26 protein-coding genes and 1 pseudogene are annotated in these 15342 nt (G+C 40.7%); 1 reads left to right on the top strand and 26 read right to left on the bottom strand.

The window, feature by feature from the left end; genetic code table 11:
* From rplO to DEM91_RS04295, 25 genes are all read right to left on the bottom strand, one after another.
* Entirely contained in the window at positions 1–447 is a 447-nt protein-coding gene (rplO, locus tag DEM91_RS04415; protein ID WP_008124642.1) for a 50S ribosomal protein L15, read from the bottom strand.
* A gap of 23 nt (positions 448–470) precedes the next feature.
* Positions 471–647 (bottom strand): 50S ribosomal protein L30, encoded by a 177-nt coding sequence (gene rpmD / locus DEM91_RS04410; protein WP_008124644.1) that lies wholly within the window; start codon positions 645–647, stop codon positions 471–473.
* A 12-nt stretch (positions 648–659) separates the two neighbouring features.
* The gene (rpsE, locus tag DEM91_RS04405) at positions 660–1172 is read right to left on the bottom strand and encodes a 30S ribosomal protein S5 (protein WP_025071469.1); all 513 of its coding nucleotides are present in this window, start codon (positions 1170–1172) and stop codon (positions 660–662) included.
* A 6-nt stretch (positions 1173–1178) separates the two neighbouring features.
* The gene (gene rplR, locus DEM91_RS04400; RefSeq protein ID WP_008124647.1) at positions 1179–1523 is read right to left on the bottom strand and encodes a 50S ribosomal protein L18; all 345 of its coding nucleotides are present in this window, start codon (positions 1521–1523) and stop codon (positions 1179–1181) included.
* An 18-nt stretch (positions 1524–1541) separates the two neighbouring features.
* Positions 1542–2114: a 50S ribosomal protein L6 gene (rplF, locus tag DEM91_RS04395; RefSeq protein WP_103003811.1), complete on the bottom strand. Its 573-nt coding sequence runs from the start codon at positions 2112–2114 to the stop codon at positions 1542–1544.
* Positions 2115–2128: 14 nt separating this feature from the next.
* Positions 2129–2524 (bottom strand): 30S ribosomal protein S8, encoded by a 396-nt coding sequence (gene rpsH, locus DEM91_RS04390; RefSeq protein WP_008124651.1) that lies wholly within the window; start codon positions 2522–2524, stop codon positions 2129–2131.
* 92 nt (positions 2525–2616) lie between these two features.
* Positions 2617–2919 (bottom strand): 30S ribosomal protein S14, encoded by a 303-nt coding sequence (gene rpsN, locus DEM91_RS04385; RefSeq protein WP_008124653.1) that lies wholly within the window; start codon positions 2917–2919, stop codon positions 2617–2619.
* 5 nt (positions 2920–2924) lie between these two features.
* Positions 2925–3479: a 50S ribosomal protein L5 gene (rplE, locus tag DEM91_RS04380; protein WP_008124655.1), complete on the bottom strand. Its 555-nt coding sequence runs from the start codon at positions 3477–3479 to the stop codon at positions 2925–2927.
* Positions 3479–3796, bottom strand: a complete 318-nt coding sequence (gene rplX / locus DEM91_RS04375; RefSeq protein ID WP_025071467.1) for a 50S ribosomal protein L24 — start codon at positions 3794–3796, stop codon at positions 3479–3481. The genes rplE and rplX overlap by 1 nt, the downstream gene beginning before the upstream one ends.
* 19 nt (positions 3797–3815) lie before the next feature.
* Entirely contained in the window at positions 3816–4181 is a 366-nt protein-coding gene (gene rplN / locus DEM91_RS04370; protein ID WP_008124658.1) for a 50S ribosomal protein L14, read from the bottom strand.
* Positions 4182–4183: 2 nt separating this feature from the next.
* Positions 4184–4450, bottom strand: a complete 267-nt coding sequence (rpsQ, locus tag DEM91_RS04365) for a 30S ribosomal protein S17 (RefSeq protein ID WP_025071466.1) — start codon at positions 4448–4450, stop codon at positions 4184–4186.
* 2 nt (positions 4451–4452) lie between these two features.
* Entirely contained in the window at positions 4453–4647 is a 195-nt protein-coding gene (gene rpmC, locus DEM91_RS04360) for a 50S ribosomal protein L29 (RefSeq protein ID WP_008124663.1), read from the bottom strand.
* Positions 4648–4650: 3 nt separating this feature from the next.
* Positions 4651–5079 (bottom strand): 50S ribosomal protein L16, encoded by a 429-nt coding sequence (gene rplP, locus DEM91_RS04355; RefSeq protein ID WP_008124666.1) that lies wholly within the window; start codon positions 5077–5079, stop codon positions 4651–4653.
* 14 nt (positions 5080–5093) lie between these two features.
* The gene (gene rpsC / locus DEM91_RS04350; protein WP_008124667.1) at positions 5094–5822 is read right to left on the bottom strand and encodes a 30S ribosomal protein S3; all 729 of its coding nucleotides are present in this window, start codon (positions 5820–5822) and stop codon (positions 5094–5096) included.
* Positions 5823–5830: 8 nt separating this feature from the next.
* Complete coding sequence (gene rplV, locus DEM91_RS04345; RefSeq protein WP_008124669.1) at positions 5831–6235, bottom strand: 50S ribosomal protein L22; 405 nt, start codon at positions 6233–6235, stop codon at positions 5831–5833.
* Between the two features lie 33 nt (positions 6236–6268).
* Positions 6269–6535, bottom strand: coding sequence for a 30S ribosomal protein S19 (rpsS, locus tag DEM91_RS04340; RefSeq protein ID WP_025071464.1), 267 nt, complete (start codon positions 6533–6535; stop codon positions 6269–6271).
* Positions 6536–6556: 21 nt separating this feature from the next.
* Positions 6557–7381, bottom strand: coding sequence for a 50S ribosomal protein L2 (rplB, locus tag DEM91_RS04335; RefSeq protein WP_249858123.1), 825 nt, complete (start codon positions 7379–7381; stop codon positions 6557–6559).
* Between the two features lie 7 nt (positions 7382–7388).
* Complete coding sequence (gene rplW / locus DEM91_RS04330) at positions 7389–7733, bottom strand: 50S ribosomal protein L23 (protein WP_008124675.1); 345 nt, start codon at positions 7731–7733, stop codon at positions 7389–7391.
* 15 nt (positions 7734–7748) lie between these two features.
* Positions 7749–8378 carry a 50S ribosomal protein L4 gene (gene rplD, locus DEM91_RS04325; RefSeq protein WP_249858122.1) on the bottom strand — a complete coding sequence of 210 codons (630 nt, stop codon included), beginning with the start codon at positions 8376–8378 and terminating at the stop codon, positions 7749–7751.
* Positions 8378–8992: a 50S ribosomal protein L3 gene (rplC, locus tag DEM91_RS04320; RefSeq protein ID WP_103003813.1), complete on the bottom strand. Its 615-nt coding sequence runs from the start codon at positions 8990–8992 to the stop codon at positions 8378–8380. Before rplC ends, rplD begins: the two co-directional genes overlap by 1 nt.
* A gap of 171 nt (positions 8993–9163) precedes the next feature.
* Positions 9164–9469 carry a 30S ribosomal protein S10 gene (rpsJ, locus tag DEM91_RS04315; RefSeq protein WP_008124681.1) on the bottom strand — a complete coding sequence of 102 codons (306 nt, stop codon included), beginning with the start codon at positions 9467–9469 and terminating at the stop codon, positions 9164–9166.
* Positions 9470–9560: 91 nt separating this feature from the next.
* On the bottom strand, positions 9561–11675 hold the full coding sequence (gene fusA, locus DEM91_RS04310) for an elongation factor G (RefSeq protein ID WP_249858121.1): 2115 nt from the start codon (positions 11673–11675) through the stop codon (positions 9561–9563).
* 23 nt (positions 11676–11698) lie between these two features.
* Positions 11699–12175 carry a 30S ribosomal protein S7 gene (gene rpsG / locus DEM91_RS04305; protein WP_008124685.1) on the bottom strand — a complete coding sequence of 159 codons (477 nt, stop codon included), beginning with the start codon at positions 12173–12175 and terminating at the stop codon, positions 11699–11701.
* A gap of 239 nt (positions 12176–12414) precedes the next feature.
* Entirely contained in the window at positions 12415–12798 is a 384-nt protein-coding gene (gene rpsL, locus DEM91_RS04300; RefSeq protein ID WP_025071461.1) for a 30S ribosomal protein S12, read from the bottom strand.
* A 296-nt stretch (positions 12799–13094) separates the two neighbouring features.
* Complete coding sequence (locus DEM91_RS04295) at positions 13095–13409, bottom strand: DUF3467 domain-containing protein (RefSeq protein ID WP_025071460.1); 315 nt, start codon at positions 13407–13409, stop codon at positions 13095–13097.
* A 310-nt stretch (positions 13410–13719) separates the two neighbouring features.
* Between DEM91_RS04295 and DEM91_RS04290 the strand changes: the two genes are divergently transcribed.
* Entirely contained in the window at positions 13720–14601 is an 882-nt protein-coding gene (locus DEM91_RS04290; RefSeq protein WP_249858120.1) for a YitT family protein, read from the top strand.
* Between the two features lie 141 nt (positions 14602–14742).
* Here the strand turns inward: DEM91_RS04290 and DEM91_RS04285 are convergent.
* Positions 14743–15270, bottom strand: a pseudogene (locus DEM91_RS04285) (DNA-methyltransferase); the annotation flags it as partial.
* Positions 15271–15342 lie beyond the last annotated feature (72 nt).

Genomic DNA, 15342 nt, shown 5'->3' with positions numbered 1-15342 from the left:
TTAGATTATAGTTGTGTTACCACCTACTGCCTTGATAGCTTCTTCAGCAGTCTTAGAGAATGCGTTAGCTTCTACATCAATTTTAGCTTTTAACTCGCCAGTACCCAAAATCTTCACCAGTTTCTTACCGTTTGTCAGACCTGCTGCAACGAGTTCTGCAATACCAATCTTTGTCAGGTTTTTATCTTCTGCAAGGGCTTGTAATGTACCAAGGTTTACTGCAAAATATTCCTTTCGATTGATATTCTTAAAGCCTCCTTTCGGAACGCGGCGCTGGAGTGGCATTTGACCTCCTTCAAAACCGACTTTCTTCTTATAACCAGAGCGAGATTTTGCACCCTTGTGTCCACGTGTAGAGGTACCTCCTAAGCCAGAGCCGGGACCGCGACCAATACGACGACGTGAATGCGTAGAACCTTCTGCTGGTTTCAAACTATTTAATTTCATCTTTTTGCTTCTTAAAAGTTATACTATTCAACTACTGTAACAAGATGATGCACTTTACGAATCATACCACGAATACTTGGAGTGTCATCAACTTCAACAATTTGAGAAATCTTGCGCAATCCTAAACAAGAAAGTGTTCGTTTCTGATCTATAGGTGCACCAATCTTACTCTTAATTTGCTTTACTTTAATTGTTGCCATTTTATTTCTCCTTTATCCGTTAAATACCTTATTCATATCGACACCACGAATGCCAGCAATGGTATAAGCATCACGAATTTGGCTTAATGCCAAGATGGTAGCTTTTACTAAGTTGTGGGGGTTAGAAGAACCTTTCGACTTAGCTAATACATCTGTTATACCAGCACTGTCCAATACGGCACGCATTGCACCTCCAGCAACCAAACCCGTACCAGCAGCAGCAGGTCTTAAGAACACCTGAGCACCACTATAACGAGCTTCGATCTCGTGAGGAATAGTACCTTTCAAAACTGGAACTTTCACCAAGTTTTTCTTTGCAGCTTCAGTACCTTTAGCAATGGCAGCTGTAACTTCTCCAGCTTTACCAAGACCATAACCTATCACACCGTTGCCATCACCAACTACGACAATAGCAGCAAAAGTGAAGGTGCGTCCTCCCTTAGTTACCTTCGTAACACGGTTGATAGCTACCAAACGATCTTTTAATTCTACGTCGCTATTTATTTTTACTTTATTCATTGCCATAATCGTTTAAAAATTAAGACCACCCTTGCGAGCAGCGTCAGCCAATTCTTTTACACGACCATGGTAAAGATAACCATTACGGTCGAAAACTACAGTCGTTACACCAGCTGACTTTGCATTTTCTGCAATCAGCTCTCCTACTTTCTGAGCTTGTTCTGACTTGGGTAACTTCTCAAGTCCAAGCGAAGATGCAGAAGCAATAGTTGTACCAGTTATATCATTAATTACCTGAGCGTAGATTTGCTTATTAGAGCGAAATACACTTAAGCGTGGACGCTCAGCTGTTCCGTTTACATTCTTGCGAATACGAAACTTGATTTTTATTCGTCTTTCTACTTTCTTTGTTGTCATAATCGTAAACCATTAAAATTACTTAGCTGCAGCTGTCTTACCAGACTTTCTGCGGATAACCTCGCCTTGGAAGAGAATTCCTTTTCCTTTATAAGGCTCAGGCATACGGAAAGAACGAATTTTTGCACAAATGAGTCCCAACAATTGCTTGTCGCAAGACTCCAACGTAATAAGTGGGTTTTGGTTTCTTTCTGATTTAGTCTCAACCTTCACTTCCTTAGGAAGCTGAATAAAGATTGGGTGGGTATAACCCAAAGAGAACTCTACAAGATTCCCCTGATTAGAAACACGAAAACCGACACCAATCAGCTCCAATGTTTTGGTATAGCCTTCGCTCACGCCCACTACCATATTATTCACTAAGGAACGGTATAAACCATGGTAAGCCTGCTTTTGCTTGTAATCTACAGGACTCTTCTCATCTACTTCAAAAGACAAAGTATCATTATCTTGTATTACCTTAATAGAAGGGTCAATCTTTTGGGTGAGTTCACCTTTAGGGCCTTTCACCTTAATGATATTTGTTTTCTCATCAAAATTAACAGTCACTCCTGATGGAATGCTAATTGGCAATTTTCCTATTCTTGACATATTCGAACCTCCAATTAATATACGAAACAAAGAACCTCACCGCCGATTTTCTGGGCAGTAGCCTCTTTATCTGTCATTACACCTTGTGACGTAGATAATATTGCAATACCTAGTCCGTTAATTACTCTCGGCATGTCCTTATACCCGGTGTACTGACGCAAACCTGGTGTAGACACTCGCTTCAAATGCTTGATAGCGCTTTGCTTTGTCGTAGGATCGTACTTCAAAGCCACTTTAATTGTACCCTGGGGACCATCTTCGATGAACTTATAGTTCAAAATGTATCCCTTCTCAAAAAGGATCTTAGTGATCTCTTTTTTCAAATTAGACGCAGGTATGTTCACCACACGATGATGAGCCATAATTGCATTCCTGAGTCTTGTCAGATAATCTGCTATTGGATCTGTCATTTTATAAATGTTTAATTAATCGGGACTACCCCGACAATATTAAATTAGCTTCTTTTTTGTATTGTGTAATTGTAACTCATCACGTAAGACAATTACCAACTTGCTTTTTTCACTCCTGGAATCAAGCCTTCCGAAGCCATCTCTCTAAACTGAATACGTGAGAGTCCGAACTGACGCATATATCCTTTTGGACGACCCGTAACCTTGCAACGATTGTGCAAACGAATAGGGTTAGCGTTCTTAGGAATAGACTGCAATTTACGTGCAGCCTCGTAAGCTTCAGCTGGATCATCTGTCTTCGCAATGATATCCTTCAGTGCGGCACGCTTTTCAGCATAGCGAGCTACTAACTTGGCACGCTTTACTTCACGAGCTTTCATTGATTCTTTTGCCATATCTATTAATCGTTTTTAGCGTTCTTAAAAGGTAGTCCGAAGCCTTTGAGCAAAGCGTAACCCTCTTCATCCGTCTTGGCAGACGTTACAAAAGTGATATTCATTCCCTGAATACGATCAATAGAATCGATGTTTATTTCTGGGAAGATAATTTGCTCTTCAATACCTAAGGTGTAGTTGCCACGACCATCAAACTTGCTCGCAATACCTTTGAAATCTCGGATACGAGGCAAAGCAACACGTACTAATTTCTCTAAAAATTCGTACATACGCTCTCTGCGAAGTGTTACCATGACTCCAATAGGCATCTTTTTACGAAGTTTGAAGTTTGCAACGTCTTTCTTAGAATAAGTAGCAACGGCCTTCTGACCAGTGATTGTTGATATCTCATTCACAGCTACGTCTATAATCTTCTTATCCTCTGTAGCATCTCCTAATCCTTGATTGATAACAATCTTCTTGAGAACAGGGATTTCCATGGATGAAGAATAGTTGAACTGTTCTTTTAATGCTGGAGCAATCTTCTCCTTATATGCTTTTTTAAACTGTGCTGTATCCATTATTTGATTTCCTCCCCTGACTTTTTAGCAATACGTACCACGTTCTTTCCATCACGTCTAACGGAAACTCGAGTAGCCTTACCACTCTTTGGGTCTATTAAGCTCAAATTAGAGATATGTATAGGAGCCTCTTGCTTCACGATGCCCCCTTGTGGGTTTTTCGCAGAAGGCTTAGCACTCTTTGTAACAATATTGACACCTTCTACTATAGCACGTTCGTCAGCGACCAATACTTTGAGCACCTTACCTGTTTTGCCCTTATCCTGTCCGGTAAGAACAATAACGGTATCATCTTTCTTAATATGTAACTTACTCATTGATTAATCTTTTAAAATATTAAAGTACCTCTGGTGCCAAAGAAACGACTTTCATGTTCACCGAACGAAGCTCACGAGCAACAGGGCCGAAGATACGGCTACCTCTAATTTCACCCGCATTGTTCAGCAATACACATGCATTGTCATCGAAACGAATGTATGACCCATCTGCACGACGAATCTCTTTCTTGGTACGAACGACTAAAGCCTTAGATACTGCACCTTTTTTCAAATCACTTGATGGAATAACGTTTTTGACTGAAACGACAATAACGTCTCCCACACTTGCATAACGGCGACCAGTACCTCCAAGGACACGGATGCAAAGAGCTTCACGTGCGCCGCTGTTATCACATACTGTAAGTTTTGATTCTGCCTGTATCATAATTACTTAGCTTTTTCTACAATTTGAACTAATCTCCATCGCTTTGTACGAGACAAAGGACGAGTCTCCATAATGAGTACTGTATCACCTACATTAGCCTCATTCTTCTCATCATGTACATGGTATTTTTTTGTCTTTTGAACAAACTTACCATATATTGGGTGTTTCTCTTTAAATTTAGAAGCAATAACAATGGTCTTATCCATGTTGTTACTCAAAACGACACCCTGTCTTACTTTTCTTAAATTTCTTGTTTCCATCTGAACCATTGTTATTTATTAAGTTCTCGCTGATGAAGTTCTGTTTTCAAACGAGCGATATCACGACGAGCAATCTTAATCTGCGAAGGGTTCTCCAATGGAGACACTGAATGGTTTAATTTAAGTTGGTTGTATGCTTCTACTGCATTCTCCAACTTCTCGCGCAAGTCTTTGTCTGCGAGTGCTTTCAATTCTGTCATCTTCATAGCTTAAGCGTTTTTATCGTAATCACGTCGTATAACAAACTTGGTCTTCACAGGTAGTTTCTGTGCAGCAAGGCGCAAAGCCTCTTTTGCAACATCTAAACTCACACCTTCAACCTCGAAAAGGATACGACCGGGTGTAACCGGCGCAACCCAACCCATAGGATCACCTTTACCTTTACCCATGCGGACATCGGCAGGCTTACGAGTAATTGGCTTATCTGGGAAAATTCTAATCCAGACTTGACCTTCACGTTGCATGTATCGATTCACAGCAACACGTGCAGCTTCAATCTGTCGGCTATCAATCCATTTGGGCTCAAGAGTCTTGATACCAAACGAACCGAAAACCAATTGTGTACCTCTATGAGCGTTTCCTTTATTTCCACGCCCATCTTGAGGTCTTCTATATTTTACTCTTTTTGGCTGTAACATGATAGCTTCTACTTTTAACGGTTATTGTTTCTTCTACGATTACCACGACCGTTTCTACCAGAGTTTGAACGAGAATTATTTGCCTTTTCTTGTGAGAAATTCGGGGTAAGTTCTTGTTTACCATAAATTTCGCCACGGCAAATCCAAACTTTGATTCCAAGCAGACCTACTTTAGTAAGTGCTTCTGTCTGACAGTAATCAATGTCGGCACGGAATGTATGTAAAGGAGTACGTCCTTCTTTATACATCTCCTTGCGAGCCATTTCGGCACCATTTAAACGACCAGTAATCTGAATTTTGATACCCTCTGCTCCAGCACGCATCGTATTCTGAATGGCCATCTTAATAGCACGACGGTAAGCGATCTTACCCTCTACTTGGCGAGCGATGTTATTACCCACGATGATTGCATCAAGCTCAGGTTTCTTAACTTCAAATATATTGATTTGAATGTCTTTATGAAAGAGGTTTTTCAACTCTTCTTTCAACTTATCTACATCTTGACCTCCTTTACCAATGACGATACCAGGTCTTGCTGTACAAATAGTAATGGTAACGAGCTTCAAGGTACGTTCGATGATAATGCGCGAAAGGCTTGCTTTAGCCAAACGCTCATTCAGATACTTACGAATCTTTCTGTCCTCAACGAGGTTGTCACCGAAGTCCTTGCCACCGAACCAATTTGAATCCCAACCACGGATAATTCCAAGTCGATTGCTTATTGGATTAACTTTCTGTCCCATTCTATTAATTATTTTTCGTCATTAGTTTTGGCATCAACAAACAATGTAACATGGTTACTACGCTTACGTATTCTGTATCCACGACCCTGTGGTGCCGGTCTCATACGCTTCATCGTAACGCCTTCATCAACGAAGACACGGCTGATATACAACTCGCCATCTTCAGCTTTACGATCATTCTTTGCCTCCCAGTTAGCAACAGCTGAACGGAGTAATTTTTCAACATCCTGCGCTGCTTGCTTTTTGGAGAATCGCAATACTCCAAGGGCACGATTTACTTCCAAACCACGAATCATGTCTACCACATAGCGCATTTTTCGAGGGGAAGAAGGAACGCCTTTAAGCTTTGCGAAGTATAGATTTTTGCGGGCTTCTTTTAACTTTTCAGCCGCTATATGCTTTCTTGCTCCCATTATTAATTAAACTTTTTAAATGGTTTGTCCCTTTTACTTTCTGTTACCAGCATGGCCACCGAAACGTCGAGTCGGAGAAAACTCACCGAACTTATGTCCTACCATGTTCTCTGTAACGTAAACAGGGATAAATTTATTTCCGTTATGAACTGCAACAGTGTGTCCCACGAATTCAGGGGATATCATTGATGCTCTGGCCCATGTCTTAACAACGCTCTTCTTGCCACTCTCGTTCATAGCGAGAATTTTCTTTTCTAAAGCAACGTTGATATAAGGACCTTTCTTAAGTGAACGACTCATAATTTACTCTTTGTTTACTTGTTATTTACTTGCTCTTTCAATGATGTACTTGTTAGAGTGCTTCTTTGGTGCACGAGTCTTCAGACCCTTTGCATACAAGCCCTTACGTGAACGTGGGTGACCACCGCTTTGGCGACCTTCACCACCACCCATTGGGTGATCCACAGGGTTCATAACAACACCACGGTTGTGTGGACGACGACCTAACCAGCGTGAACGACCAGCCTTTCCTGATTGTTCCAATGCATGGTCGGAGTTACCAACACTACCTACCGTTGCTTTACAAGTACTCAAAATCTGACGAGATTCGCCAGAAGGGAGCTTAATCACACAATAACTGCCCTCACGAGAAGTCAACTGAGCAAAATTACCAGCCGAACGAACTAACAAAGCACCCTGTCCAGGACGTAATTCAATGTTATGAATTACCGTACCAACAGGAATCTTTGCCAGTGGAAGTGCATTTCCAACTTCGGGAGCAGCATCTGCACCCGACATTAATGTTGCACCCACTTGCAGTCCATTAGGAGCAATAATGTAACGTTTTTCACCATCAGCATAATACAACAACGCGATACGAGCCGAACGGTTCGGATCGTATTCGATTGTCTTCACTACAGCTGGAACACCATCTTTCTCACGCTTGAAGTCAATAAGGCGATATTTTCTTCTGTGACCGCCACCAATATAGCGAACGGTCATCTTACCAGTGTTATTTCTACCACCTGAAGAACGCTTACCGAAAACGAGAGACTTCTCTGGCACGGATGCAGTAATATCCTCGAACGTGCCAATAATCTTGTGTCTTTGTCCCGGAGTTACCGGTTTTAATTTACGTACTGCCATTTTTTATTTAAATATTGCTGTAAAAATCTATCGTATCGCCCTCTTTCAAAGTGACGATAGCCTTTTTGAACGCAGACTTCTGTCCTTTCACCAGACCAGCACGAGTATAGCGGCTTGAGCGCTTACCCGCATAACGAGCTGTGTTCACATCTATTACTGTAACATTGTACAGGCCTTCAATCTCTTTCTTAATTTGGAGCTTACTTGCATCGGGACGAACAATAAATCCATATTTGATTTCCGCTACTTTCTTACGGTCTTCGCCCTTTACTCGGTAAGTTTTTTCAATAGAAGACTTGTCTGTAATCTTAGTCATCTTCTCAGTGACCAAAGGTTTAATGATAAATGCCATATTCTATTGTCTCCTTTATTTTATTAAGATTTCATCGATCGCCTTCAGCGAGTTTTCTGTCACAATCAAAACATCTGCATTCAAAACTTTGTAAGTATTGAGTGTAGACGCTGTCATCACTTCAGCCTGCTGCAAATTACGAGCTGACAAATATACATTTTTATTTACTTCTGGCAAAACCAAAAGCGTCTTTCTACCATCAACTTTAAGATTTTTAGTGAAATTTACAAAATCTTTAGTCTTTGGCGCATCTAAATTGAAGTCTTCAACAACTAAAATCGAATTTTCTTGTGCCTTATAAGAAAGCGCAGATTTACGAGCAAGCTGTTTTACTTTTTTATTCAGTTTGAAACCGTAGTCACGAGGTTTAGGACCAAAAACGCGTGCGCCACCAACAAGTACTGGCGAATTAATGTCACCACGGCGAGCGCCACCGCCACCTTTTTGTCGTCCTAATTTACGTGTAGAACCACTTAATTCACTTCTCTCTTTGGTCTTGGCTGTTCCTTGACGTTGGTTGGCAAGATACTGCTTTACATCAAGATATAGCACATGATCGTTAGGTTCTATTCCGAAGATTGATTCGTTCAACGTAACCTTTCTTCCGGTCTCCTGACCATTGATATTTAATACGCTAACTTCCATTATTTCTCAATTAAAACAGTTGAACCATTGAATCCAGCGAAAGAACCTTTCACAATCAGTAAGTTCTGTTCTGGGATTACTTTTAATACTCTCAGGTTCTGGGTAGTTACTCTGTCACCACCCATCTGGCCACCCATGCGCATTCCCTTGAACACTTTAGCAGGGTATGAACATGCACCAATAGCTCCCGGCTTACGAGCGCGGTCATCTTGTCCGTGTGTGGACTGTCCTACACCACCGAATCCATGACGTTTAACAACGCCTTGGAAGCCTTTACCTTTAGAGACTCCTACTACATCAACAAAGTCAGCATTGCTGAACAGATCAACTGTAATAGTATCACCGAGGTTATACTCCTCTTCAAATTTGAACTCGGCCAAGTGCTTTTTAGGTGTTGTGCCGGCTTTCTTGAAGGTTCCCATCAGAGGCTTAGAAGTTCTCTTCTCTTTTGCCTCTCCAAAACCTAATTGAACAGCCTTGTAACCATCTTTCTCAACAGTCTTTAACTGCGTTACAACACAAGGACCAGCTTCGATAACAGTGCACGGTATATTTTTACCGTCGGCACTGAAAACGGATGTCATTCCGATTTTTCTTCCTATTAATCCTGGCATTTCAATAAATATTAATAATTAGTTTGTTAGTTTACGAGTTTACAAGTTTACGAGTTTTAGAGTTTTAGAGTCAATGAGTGGATTACTCAATCAATTTCCTCACATTTCATCTCAACGTATTTACATTCAACGTTTAAACTCTATCACTTCTTTACTCAGAAAGCTCATTAATTATACTTTAATTTCAACCTCAACACCACTGGGCAAGTCAAGTTTCATCAGTGCATCAACTGTTTTTGCTGTTGAACTATAGATGTCTATCAAACGTTTGTAATTCGACAGCTGAAACTGCTCACGAGCTTTTTTATTTACGAAAGTGCTTCGATTTACTGTGTAAATTCTTTTGTGTGTGGGCAATGGAATAGGACCGCTAACAATAGCACCTGTTGCCTTTACTGCCTTCACAATTTTCTCTGCTGATTTGTCAACCAACTGGTGGTCGTAAGACTTCAGCTTAATTCTAATTTTTTGACTCATGTTTGTTATAATTGAATGAATATATTGAAGAATGAAGGCACGTTTTAAGAGTCATACGCTAAAGCGTGCTCTCCATTCTCATTAGCTTAAATTATAATAGATTTGCGTTACCCTTTACCTCTTCCAAAACTTCTTTAGCAATAGAAGTTGAAACCGGTGCATGGTGATCGTATTCCATAGAACTTGTTGCACGACCTGAAGTAATGGTACGTAATGCAGTTACGTAACCAAACATCTCTGCCAATGGAACCATAGCCTTCACAATTCGTGCGCCACTACGTGCTTCGTCCATACCCTGAACCAAACCACGACGCTTATTCAAGTCTCCAATCACATCACCCATGTTTTCCTCTGGAGTAACGACTTCTACTTTCATGATAGGCTCCATCAGCACGGGTGCTGCCTTAGGACATGCGTTCTTAAATGCGTTGTGTGCAGCAAGTTCGAACGACAACTGGTCAGAATCCACAGGGTGGAACGAGCCATCCGTTAAAGTCACCTTCAAACCAGTTACAGGGAAACCACCGAGAACACCACTCTTCAAGCAGTCTTGGAAACCTTTTTGTACTGAAGGAATAAATTCCTTGGGCACGTTACCGCCTTTAACCTCGTTGATAAACTGCAAGTCGCCTTCTGTGTAATCCTCGTCCTTAGGACCTACTGTAACGATAATGTCAGCAAATTTACCGCGACCACCACTCTGCTTCTTATAAACTTCACGCAGTGTAACGTCTTTGGTAATAGCTTCCTTGTAGTTCACCTGTGGCTTACCTTGGTTGCATTCTACCTTGAATTCGCGCTTCAAACGGTCAATAATGATATCCAAGTGCAACTCACCCATACCAGAGATAATCGTCTGTCCACTCTGCTCATCTGTACGTACAGTGAAAGTAGGGTCTTCTTCAGCTAACTTAACCAAACCGTTGTCCAACTTGGCAATGTCAGCCTGGCTCTTAGGTTCAACTGCAATAGAAATCACCGTATCAGGGAACGACATAGACTCCAATACAATAGGATGAGCTTCATCACAAAGAGTATCACCTGTACGAATATCCTTAAATCCTACACCAGCGCCAATATCACCAGCATCGATAGAATCCATAGGAATTTCCTTGTGAGAATCCATTTGGAACAAACGACTGATACGTTCTTTCTTTCCCGAGCGAGGGTTGTACACATACGAACCTGCTTCAATCTTTCCTGAATAAACACGGAAGAATACCAAACGTCCCATGAATGGGTCGGTAGCAATCTTAAATGCCAATGCTGAAGTAGGTGCATCATCAGAAGGCTGACGATCCTCTTCCTCCTCTGTATCAGGGTTCGTGCCCACAATAGCTTCTGTATCCAATGGAGAAGGCAAGAAAGCACAAATATAGTCCAACAAAGGCTGAACACCCTTGTTCTTATAAGAAGAACCCAAAACCATTGGAGTAAGCTCCATGGCACAAGTTCCTTTGCGGATAGCTTTGATCAGTTGCTCTTCTGAAACTTCTTCACCTTCTAAGTATTTCTCCATCAGGTCGTCATCGAAGCTTGCAGCCGAGTCTAATAACTTCTCTCTCCATTCATTAGCCTCATCCACTAATTCTGCGGGAATTTCAGCAATATCGTACTCGGCACCCATTGTTTCGTCATGCCAGTACATCGCCTTCATTTTAATAAGGTCAACTACACCCTTGAAGTTTTCTTCTGCACCAATAGGAATTTGGATAGGACATGGATTAGCACCTAAGATATCTCTCATCTGCTGCACTGTTTCAAAGAAATTTGCACCAGATCTATCCATCTTGTTTACATAACCTATACGTGGAACGTTATATTTATCAGCTTGACGCCATACAGTCTCTGACTGTGGTTGTACTCCATCTGCAGCGGAATAGGTTGCTACCGCACCATCCAATACACGCAGCGAACGTTCAACCTCTGCTGTAAAGTCAACGTGTCCCGGAGTATCAATCAAGTTAATCTTAAATTTTTTGCCGAGGTAATTCCAATTACATGTTGTTGCAGCTGAGGTAATAGTAATACCACGCTCTTGTTCCTGAGCCATCCAGTCCATTGTAGCAGCACCATCATGCACTTCACCAATCTTATGAGTTTTTCCTGTATAGAACAAGATACGCTCAGAAGTGGTTGTTTTACCGGCATCGATGTGCGCCATAATTCCGATGTTACGAGTCAAATGTAAATCGCGATTTGCCATTGTCTTTTACCTTATTTATTATGTTAGAATCTGAAGTGAGCGAATGCGCGGTTTGCCTCTGCCATACGGTGCATATCTTCCTTACGCTTATAAGCACCACCCTGATTGTTGTATGCATCCATAATCTCTGCTGCGAGTTTCTCAGCCATACTCTTGCCGCTACGCTTACGTGCAAACTGAATCAAGTTTTTCATTGAAATACTTTGTTTGCGCTCTGGGCGTACTTCTGTTGGCACCTGGAAAGTAGCACCTCCAATACGGCGACTTTTTACTTCTACTTGTGGTGTCACATTATCAAGAGCTTGTTTCCAAATTTCAAGGGGAGACTTCTCCTCATTCGCCATCTTTTCCTTTACCGTTTCGAGAGCTTGATAAAAAATAGCATAAGAAATGCTCTTCTTCCCATCATACATTAAATGATTAACGAATTTTGAAACCTTTTGGTCATTAAAAACTGGATCTGGCAAGATCACACGCTTCTTTGGTTTTGCTTTTCTCATTTTTTTTATTAATTTATGTCTGCGGAGGCTGTTATTTACTGTTCTTCAACACTCACTCCTGAGCATTTACTCAACCTTGATAATAATTCTCCAGCAAAACGATGAATATTTCTTTGAAGTAAAATTTCTAAATCATCGAGTTCTCGAAGCTTTTTGCACTTCACGTTCTGAAGTTATGTATCTGCTACATTCTTACCAACTGCAGAACTCGGTGATTTAGAAACCCGTTGCTGCCATGTTTACTTCTTTGCAGCCTTAGGACGTTTTGCACCGTACTTAGAACGACGCTGTGTACGATTTGCTACACCTGCCGTATCCAATGTACCACGTACAATATGATAACGAACACCTGGAAGGTCTTTAACACGACCTCCACGAACCAACACAATACTGTGCTCTTGCAAATTGTGTCCCTCTCCAGGAATGTAAGAGTTCACTTCCTTTTGATTGGTCAAACGTACACGAGCAACTTTACGCATTGCTGAATTAGGCTTCTTTGGTGTGGTTGTATAAACACGAACACAGACACCACGACGCTGAGGACAATTGTCCAACGCTGGTGACTTACTCGTCTCTTCAATCACACGTCTGCCTTTTCTTACTAATTGTGAAATAGTAGGCATAATTTTACTTTTTTATTTATATATTTATTTGTATATTATCAAAACAGTGCGATTCAGGCATTCCATCTTTTACGACAAGACAAAATAAGCCTTTTCGGGCTGCAAAGGTACAAAAAAATATGAATACCACCTACTAAGTATGTTTCTGTTTTTTACGAGTTCTCTATTTTTAACTAAAAATAACTTTTAACTTGCTAAATTAGGCATTTATTGACGCTTACCGCAACAATGCAATGTATGAAATAGGGATGTCCACCAAAGTGCATCTACTTGGTAAGTCCTCAAAACTCAATGGGCTACGCCTCTCCCTTATGTTTATCGAAAGGAGCTATGGTTTTACCTGCAGCTTCGGGCAATAATACTTTACCAAACTGTTGCTCGTATTTGTACATGTTTTCTTGTAAAGCCAATAGAAGACGTTTAGCATGCTCGGGAGCCATCACCACCCTACTCACAACCTGTGGCTTCGGCAAACCAGGTAACATACTGGTAAAGTCTAAAACAAATTCTGTGTTTGAATGTGATATTAAAACCAAATTGGCATACTTCCCTTCCGCAACATCTGGGGATAACTCAAGCTGCAAACCTTGTGGTTGATTATTCTCTTCCATTTTTTATTTATTTAATCGTTAAGATAATGAGCATTCAAATTTAGACATATTTTTTCAATTTCCCTAACAACACGAGCTTTTTATCACACCATTGACGTTTTTATTAGTGTTCAAGCGAGTCCTCATACGTTTGCGGATTTGATAGTACATAACAAAGAGGTATCGCAGAGAACCACCACTTCATTGAACAAAGCAATAACTTGTTTTTAGATGACAATTATCGAAAAGATAAACAACTTTTTTGTAACTTTGCACCACATTTCTAATAAATAAGATAACAATTATTTTTTGCACAATAAAATAAGTAGTCATGCAGAGAAAAAAGTCAACAGAGCTAAAAGATTATATTATTTTGACCTTAGCCATGCTCATCGGCAGTATTGGATGGACGGTTTTTCTATTACCCAATCATATTGGAATTGGAGGAATTGCAGGAATCTCCTCCGTACTGTTTTGGGGAATGAACATCCCTGTAGAATTAAGTTATTTAGCATTCAACGCGTTTCTGCTTTCTTTCGCGCTAAAAATTTTAGGTTGGCGTTTCTGTCTGAAGACCATTTATGCCGCCATTGTTTTCTCACTATTCGTTTCGCTCATGAGACATCTAACTAATGACCAAGCCATTATTCGTGATGAACCTTTTATGGCGGCGGTGTTAGGCGGAGTGCTCTTGGGTAGTAGCGTTGGATTGGGACTCTCCTGCAATGGTAGCACAGGCGGAACGGATGTCATTGCCGCAATGATTCACAAATATCATGACATCTCCTTAGGCAAGATTATTTTGTGTTGTGACATATCTATTATTACCTCGAGTTACTTGGTGTTACATGACTGGCAGCAAGTATTATATGGATACGTAGTCCTCATCGTCTCCTCCGCTTGTGTAGACAAGGTAGTGAACATGAGTCGACGTTCTGTCCAGTTTTTCATTATTTCAGATAAATACAAAGAGATTGGGAGTGCCATCAACACTCAAGTGCCACGAGGATGTACCACCATCAATGCCAATGGTTTCTATTCTGGACGCAACATTAAAATGTTATTCGTATTAGCCAAACAAACCGAATCTGCGATGATATTCCAAACCATTGACGAAATAGATCCTGCTGCTTTCGTATCTCAAAGTTCGGTCATTGGCGTTTATGGATTAGGATTTGACAAATTTAAAGTCAGGAAGAAATCCATGACATAGCATGGCACATTATTGGCATCACAAACCATATACACTAAGTGTTTATAGCTTTCTCCCCCACTCCCTATTGTAGGGGGTGGGGTGTTATACCCACAAAACCAATATGTAACGGTTACACCATCCAATACCAACTTTACGTATTTAAAGCCAAGGGATTCCATATTGTAATACAGAACTGTCCGACAAAAGAAAATCTTCTGATTGAGATATCATTCCATTTTTCTCTAAATGTTTTAGATAATTAATTCGGACACTTGGATTTTCCATTTCTTCCCTTCGTTTTTTACTCATGAGCAAAAAGTCTTCAGCCTTTTCCAAACCAAGATAGTTTCTGCCTAACAGATTTGCAGCAATACCCGTACTACCACTACCGCTAAATGGATCGAGAATCCACGAATGAGGCTCAGAGCTCGCCTGAATAATTCTAACCAATACACCCAAAGGCTTTTGAGTAGGATGCTTACCGCACGATTTTTCCCACTTTCCTATAGAAGGTAATTGCCACACGTCGGTCATCTGTTTATCTCCATTCAGCTTTTTCATCAAAGCATAATTAAAATAATGAGGTACCTTAGGAGATTTACGAGCCCAAATAATAAACTCTGTTGAGAATGTAAAGTAACGGCAAGATATGTTAGGCGGTGGATTTGTTTTCGTCCATGTAATGAGACCTCTGCAAAACTCATTGTTCAAAGTTTGCTCATTTCATCATATTTTTGTACCTTTATAGTATGAAACAAC

This window comes from Prevotella sp. TCVGH (assembly GCF_023522295.1).
Classification (GTDB): Bacteria; Bacteroidota; Bacteroidia; order Bacteroidales; family Bacteroidaceae; genus Prevotella; species Prevotella timonensis.
The sequence above is the reverse complement of the archived record's forward strand: the minus strand, read 5'-3'. Positions and strand labels throughout refer to the sequence as shown.

Coding starts and splice junctions, on each gene's coding strand:
- rplW (WP_008124675.1), bottom strand. CDS start 7,733: ATGGCATTTATCATTAAACCTTTGGTCACTGAGAAGATGACTAAGATT.
- rpsQ (WP_025071466.1), bottom strand. CDS start 4,450: ATGGTTCAGATGGAAACAAGAAATTTAAGAAAAGTAAGACAGGGTGTC.
- rplO (WP_008124642.1), bottom strand. CDS start 447: ATGAAATTAAATAGTTTGAAACCAGCAGAAGGTTCTACGCATTCACGT.
- rplV (WP_008124669.1), bottom strand. CDS start 6,235: ATGGGAGCAAGAAAGCATATAGCGGCTGAAAAGTTAAAAGAAGCCCGC.
- fusA (WP_249858121.1), bottom strand. CDS start 11,675: ATGGCAAATCGCGATTTACATTTGACTCGTAACATCGGAATTATGGCG.
- rplF (WP_103003811.1), bottom strand. CDS start 2,114: ATGTCAAGAATAGGAAAATTGCCAATTAGCATTCCATCAGGAGTGACT.
- rplP (WP_008124666.1), bottom strand. CDS start 5,079: ATGTTACAGCCAAAAAGAGTAAAATATAGAAGACCTCAAGATGGGCGT.
- DEM91_RS04295 (WP_025071460.1), bottom strand. CDS start 13,409: ATGGAAGAGAATAATCAACCACAAGGTTTGCAGCTTGAGTTATCCCCA.
- rpmD (WP_008124644.1), bottom strand. CDS start 647: ATGGCAACAATTAAAGTAAAGCAAATTAAGAGTAAGATTGGTGCACCT.
- rplX (WP_025071467.1), bottom strand. CDS start 3,796: ATGAGTAAGTTACATATTAAGAAAGATGATACCGTTATTGTTCTTACC.
- rplB (WP_249858123.1), bottom strand. CDS start 7,381: ATGGCAGTACGTAAATTAAAACCGGTAACTCCGGGACAAAGACACAAG.
- DEM91_RS04290 (WP_249858120.1), top strand. CDS start 13,720: ATGCAGAGAAAAAAGTCAACAGAGCTAAAAGATTATATTATTTTGACC.
- rplC (WP_103003813.1), bottom strand. CDS start 8,992: ATGCCAGGATTAATAGGAAGAAAAATCGGAATGACATCCGTTTTCAGT.
- rplN (WP_008124658.1), bottom strand. CDS start 4,181: ATGATACAGGCAGAATCAAAACTTACAGTATGTGATAACAGCGGCGCA.
- rpmC (WP_008124663.1), bottom strand. CDS start 4,647: ATGAAGATGACAGAATTGAAAGCACTCGCAGACAAAGACTTGCGCGAG.
- rplR (WP_008124647.1), bottom strand. CDS start 1,523: ATGACAACAAAGAAAGTAGAAAGACGAATAAAAATCAAGTTTCGTATT.
- rpsG (WP_008124685.1), bottom strand. CDS start 12,175: ATGAGAAAAGCAAAACCAAAGAAGCGTGTGATCTTGCCAGATCCAGTT.
- rpsJ (WP_008124681.1), bottom strand. CDS start 9,469: ATGAGTCAAAAAATTAGAATTAAGCTGAAGTCTTACGACCACCAGTTG.
- rpsL (WP_025071461.1), bottom strand. CDS start 12,798: ATGCCTACTATTTCACAATTAGTAAGAAAAGGCAGACGTGTGATTGAA.
- rpsE (WP_025071469.1), bottom strand. CDS start 1,172: ATGGCAATGAATAAAGTAAAAATAAATAGCGACGTAGAATTAAAAGAT.
- rpsS (WP_025071464.1), bottom strand. CDS start 6,535: ATGAGTCGTTCACTTAAGAAAGGTCCTTATATCAACGTTGCTTTAGAA.
- rplE (WP_008124655.1), bottom strand. CDS start 3,479: ATGGATACAGCACAGTTTAAAAAAGCATATAAGGAGAAGATTGCTCCA.
- rpsC (WP_008124667.1), bottom strand. CDS start 5,822: ATGGGACAGAAAGTTAATCCAATAAGCAATCGACTTGGAATTATCCGT.
- rpsH (WP_008124651.1), bottom strand. CDS start 2,524: ATGACAGATCCAATAGCAGATTATCTGACAAGACTCAGGAATGCAATT.
- rpsN (WP_008124653.1), bottom strand. CDS start 2,919: ATGGCAAAAGAATCAATGAAAGCTCGTGAAGTAAAGCGTGCCAAGTTA.
- rplD (WP_249858122.1), bottom strand. CDS start 8,378: ATGGAAGTTAGCGTATTAAATATCAATGGTCAGGAGACCGGAAGAAAG.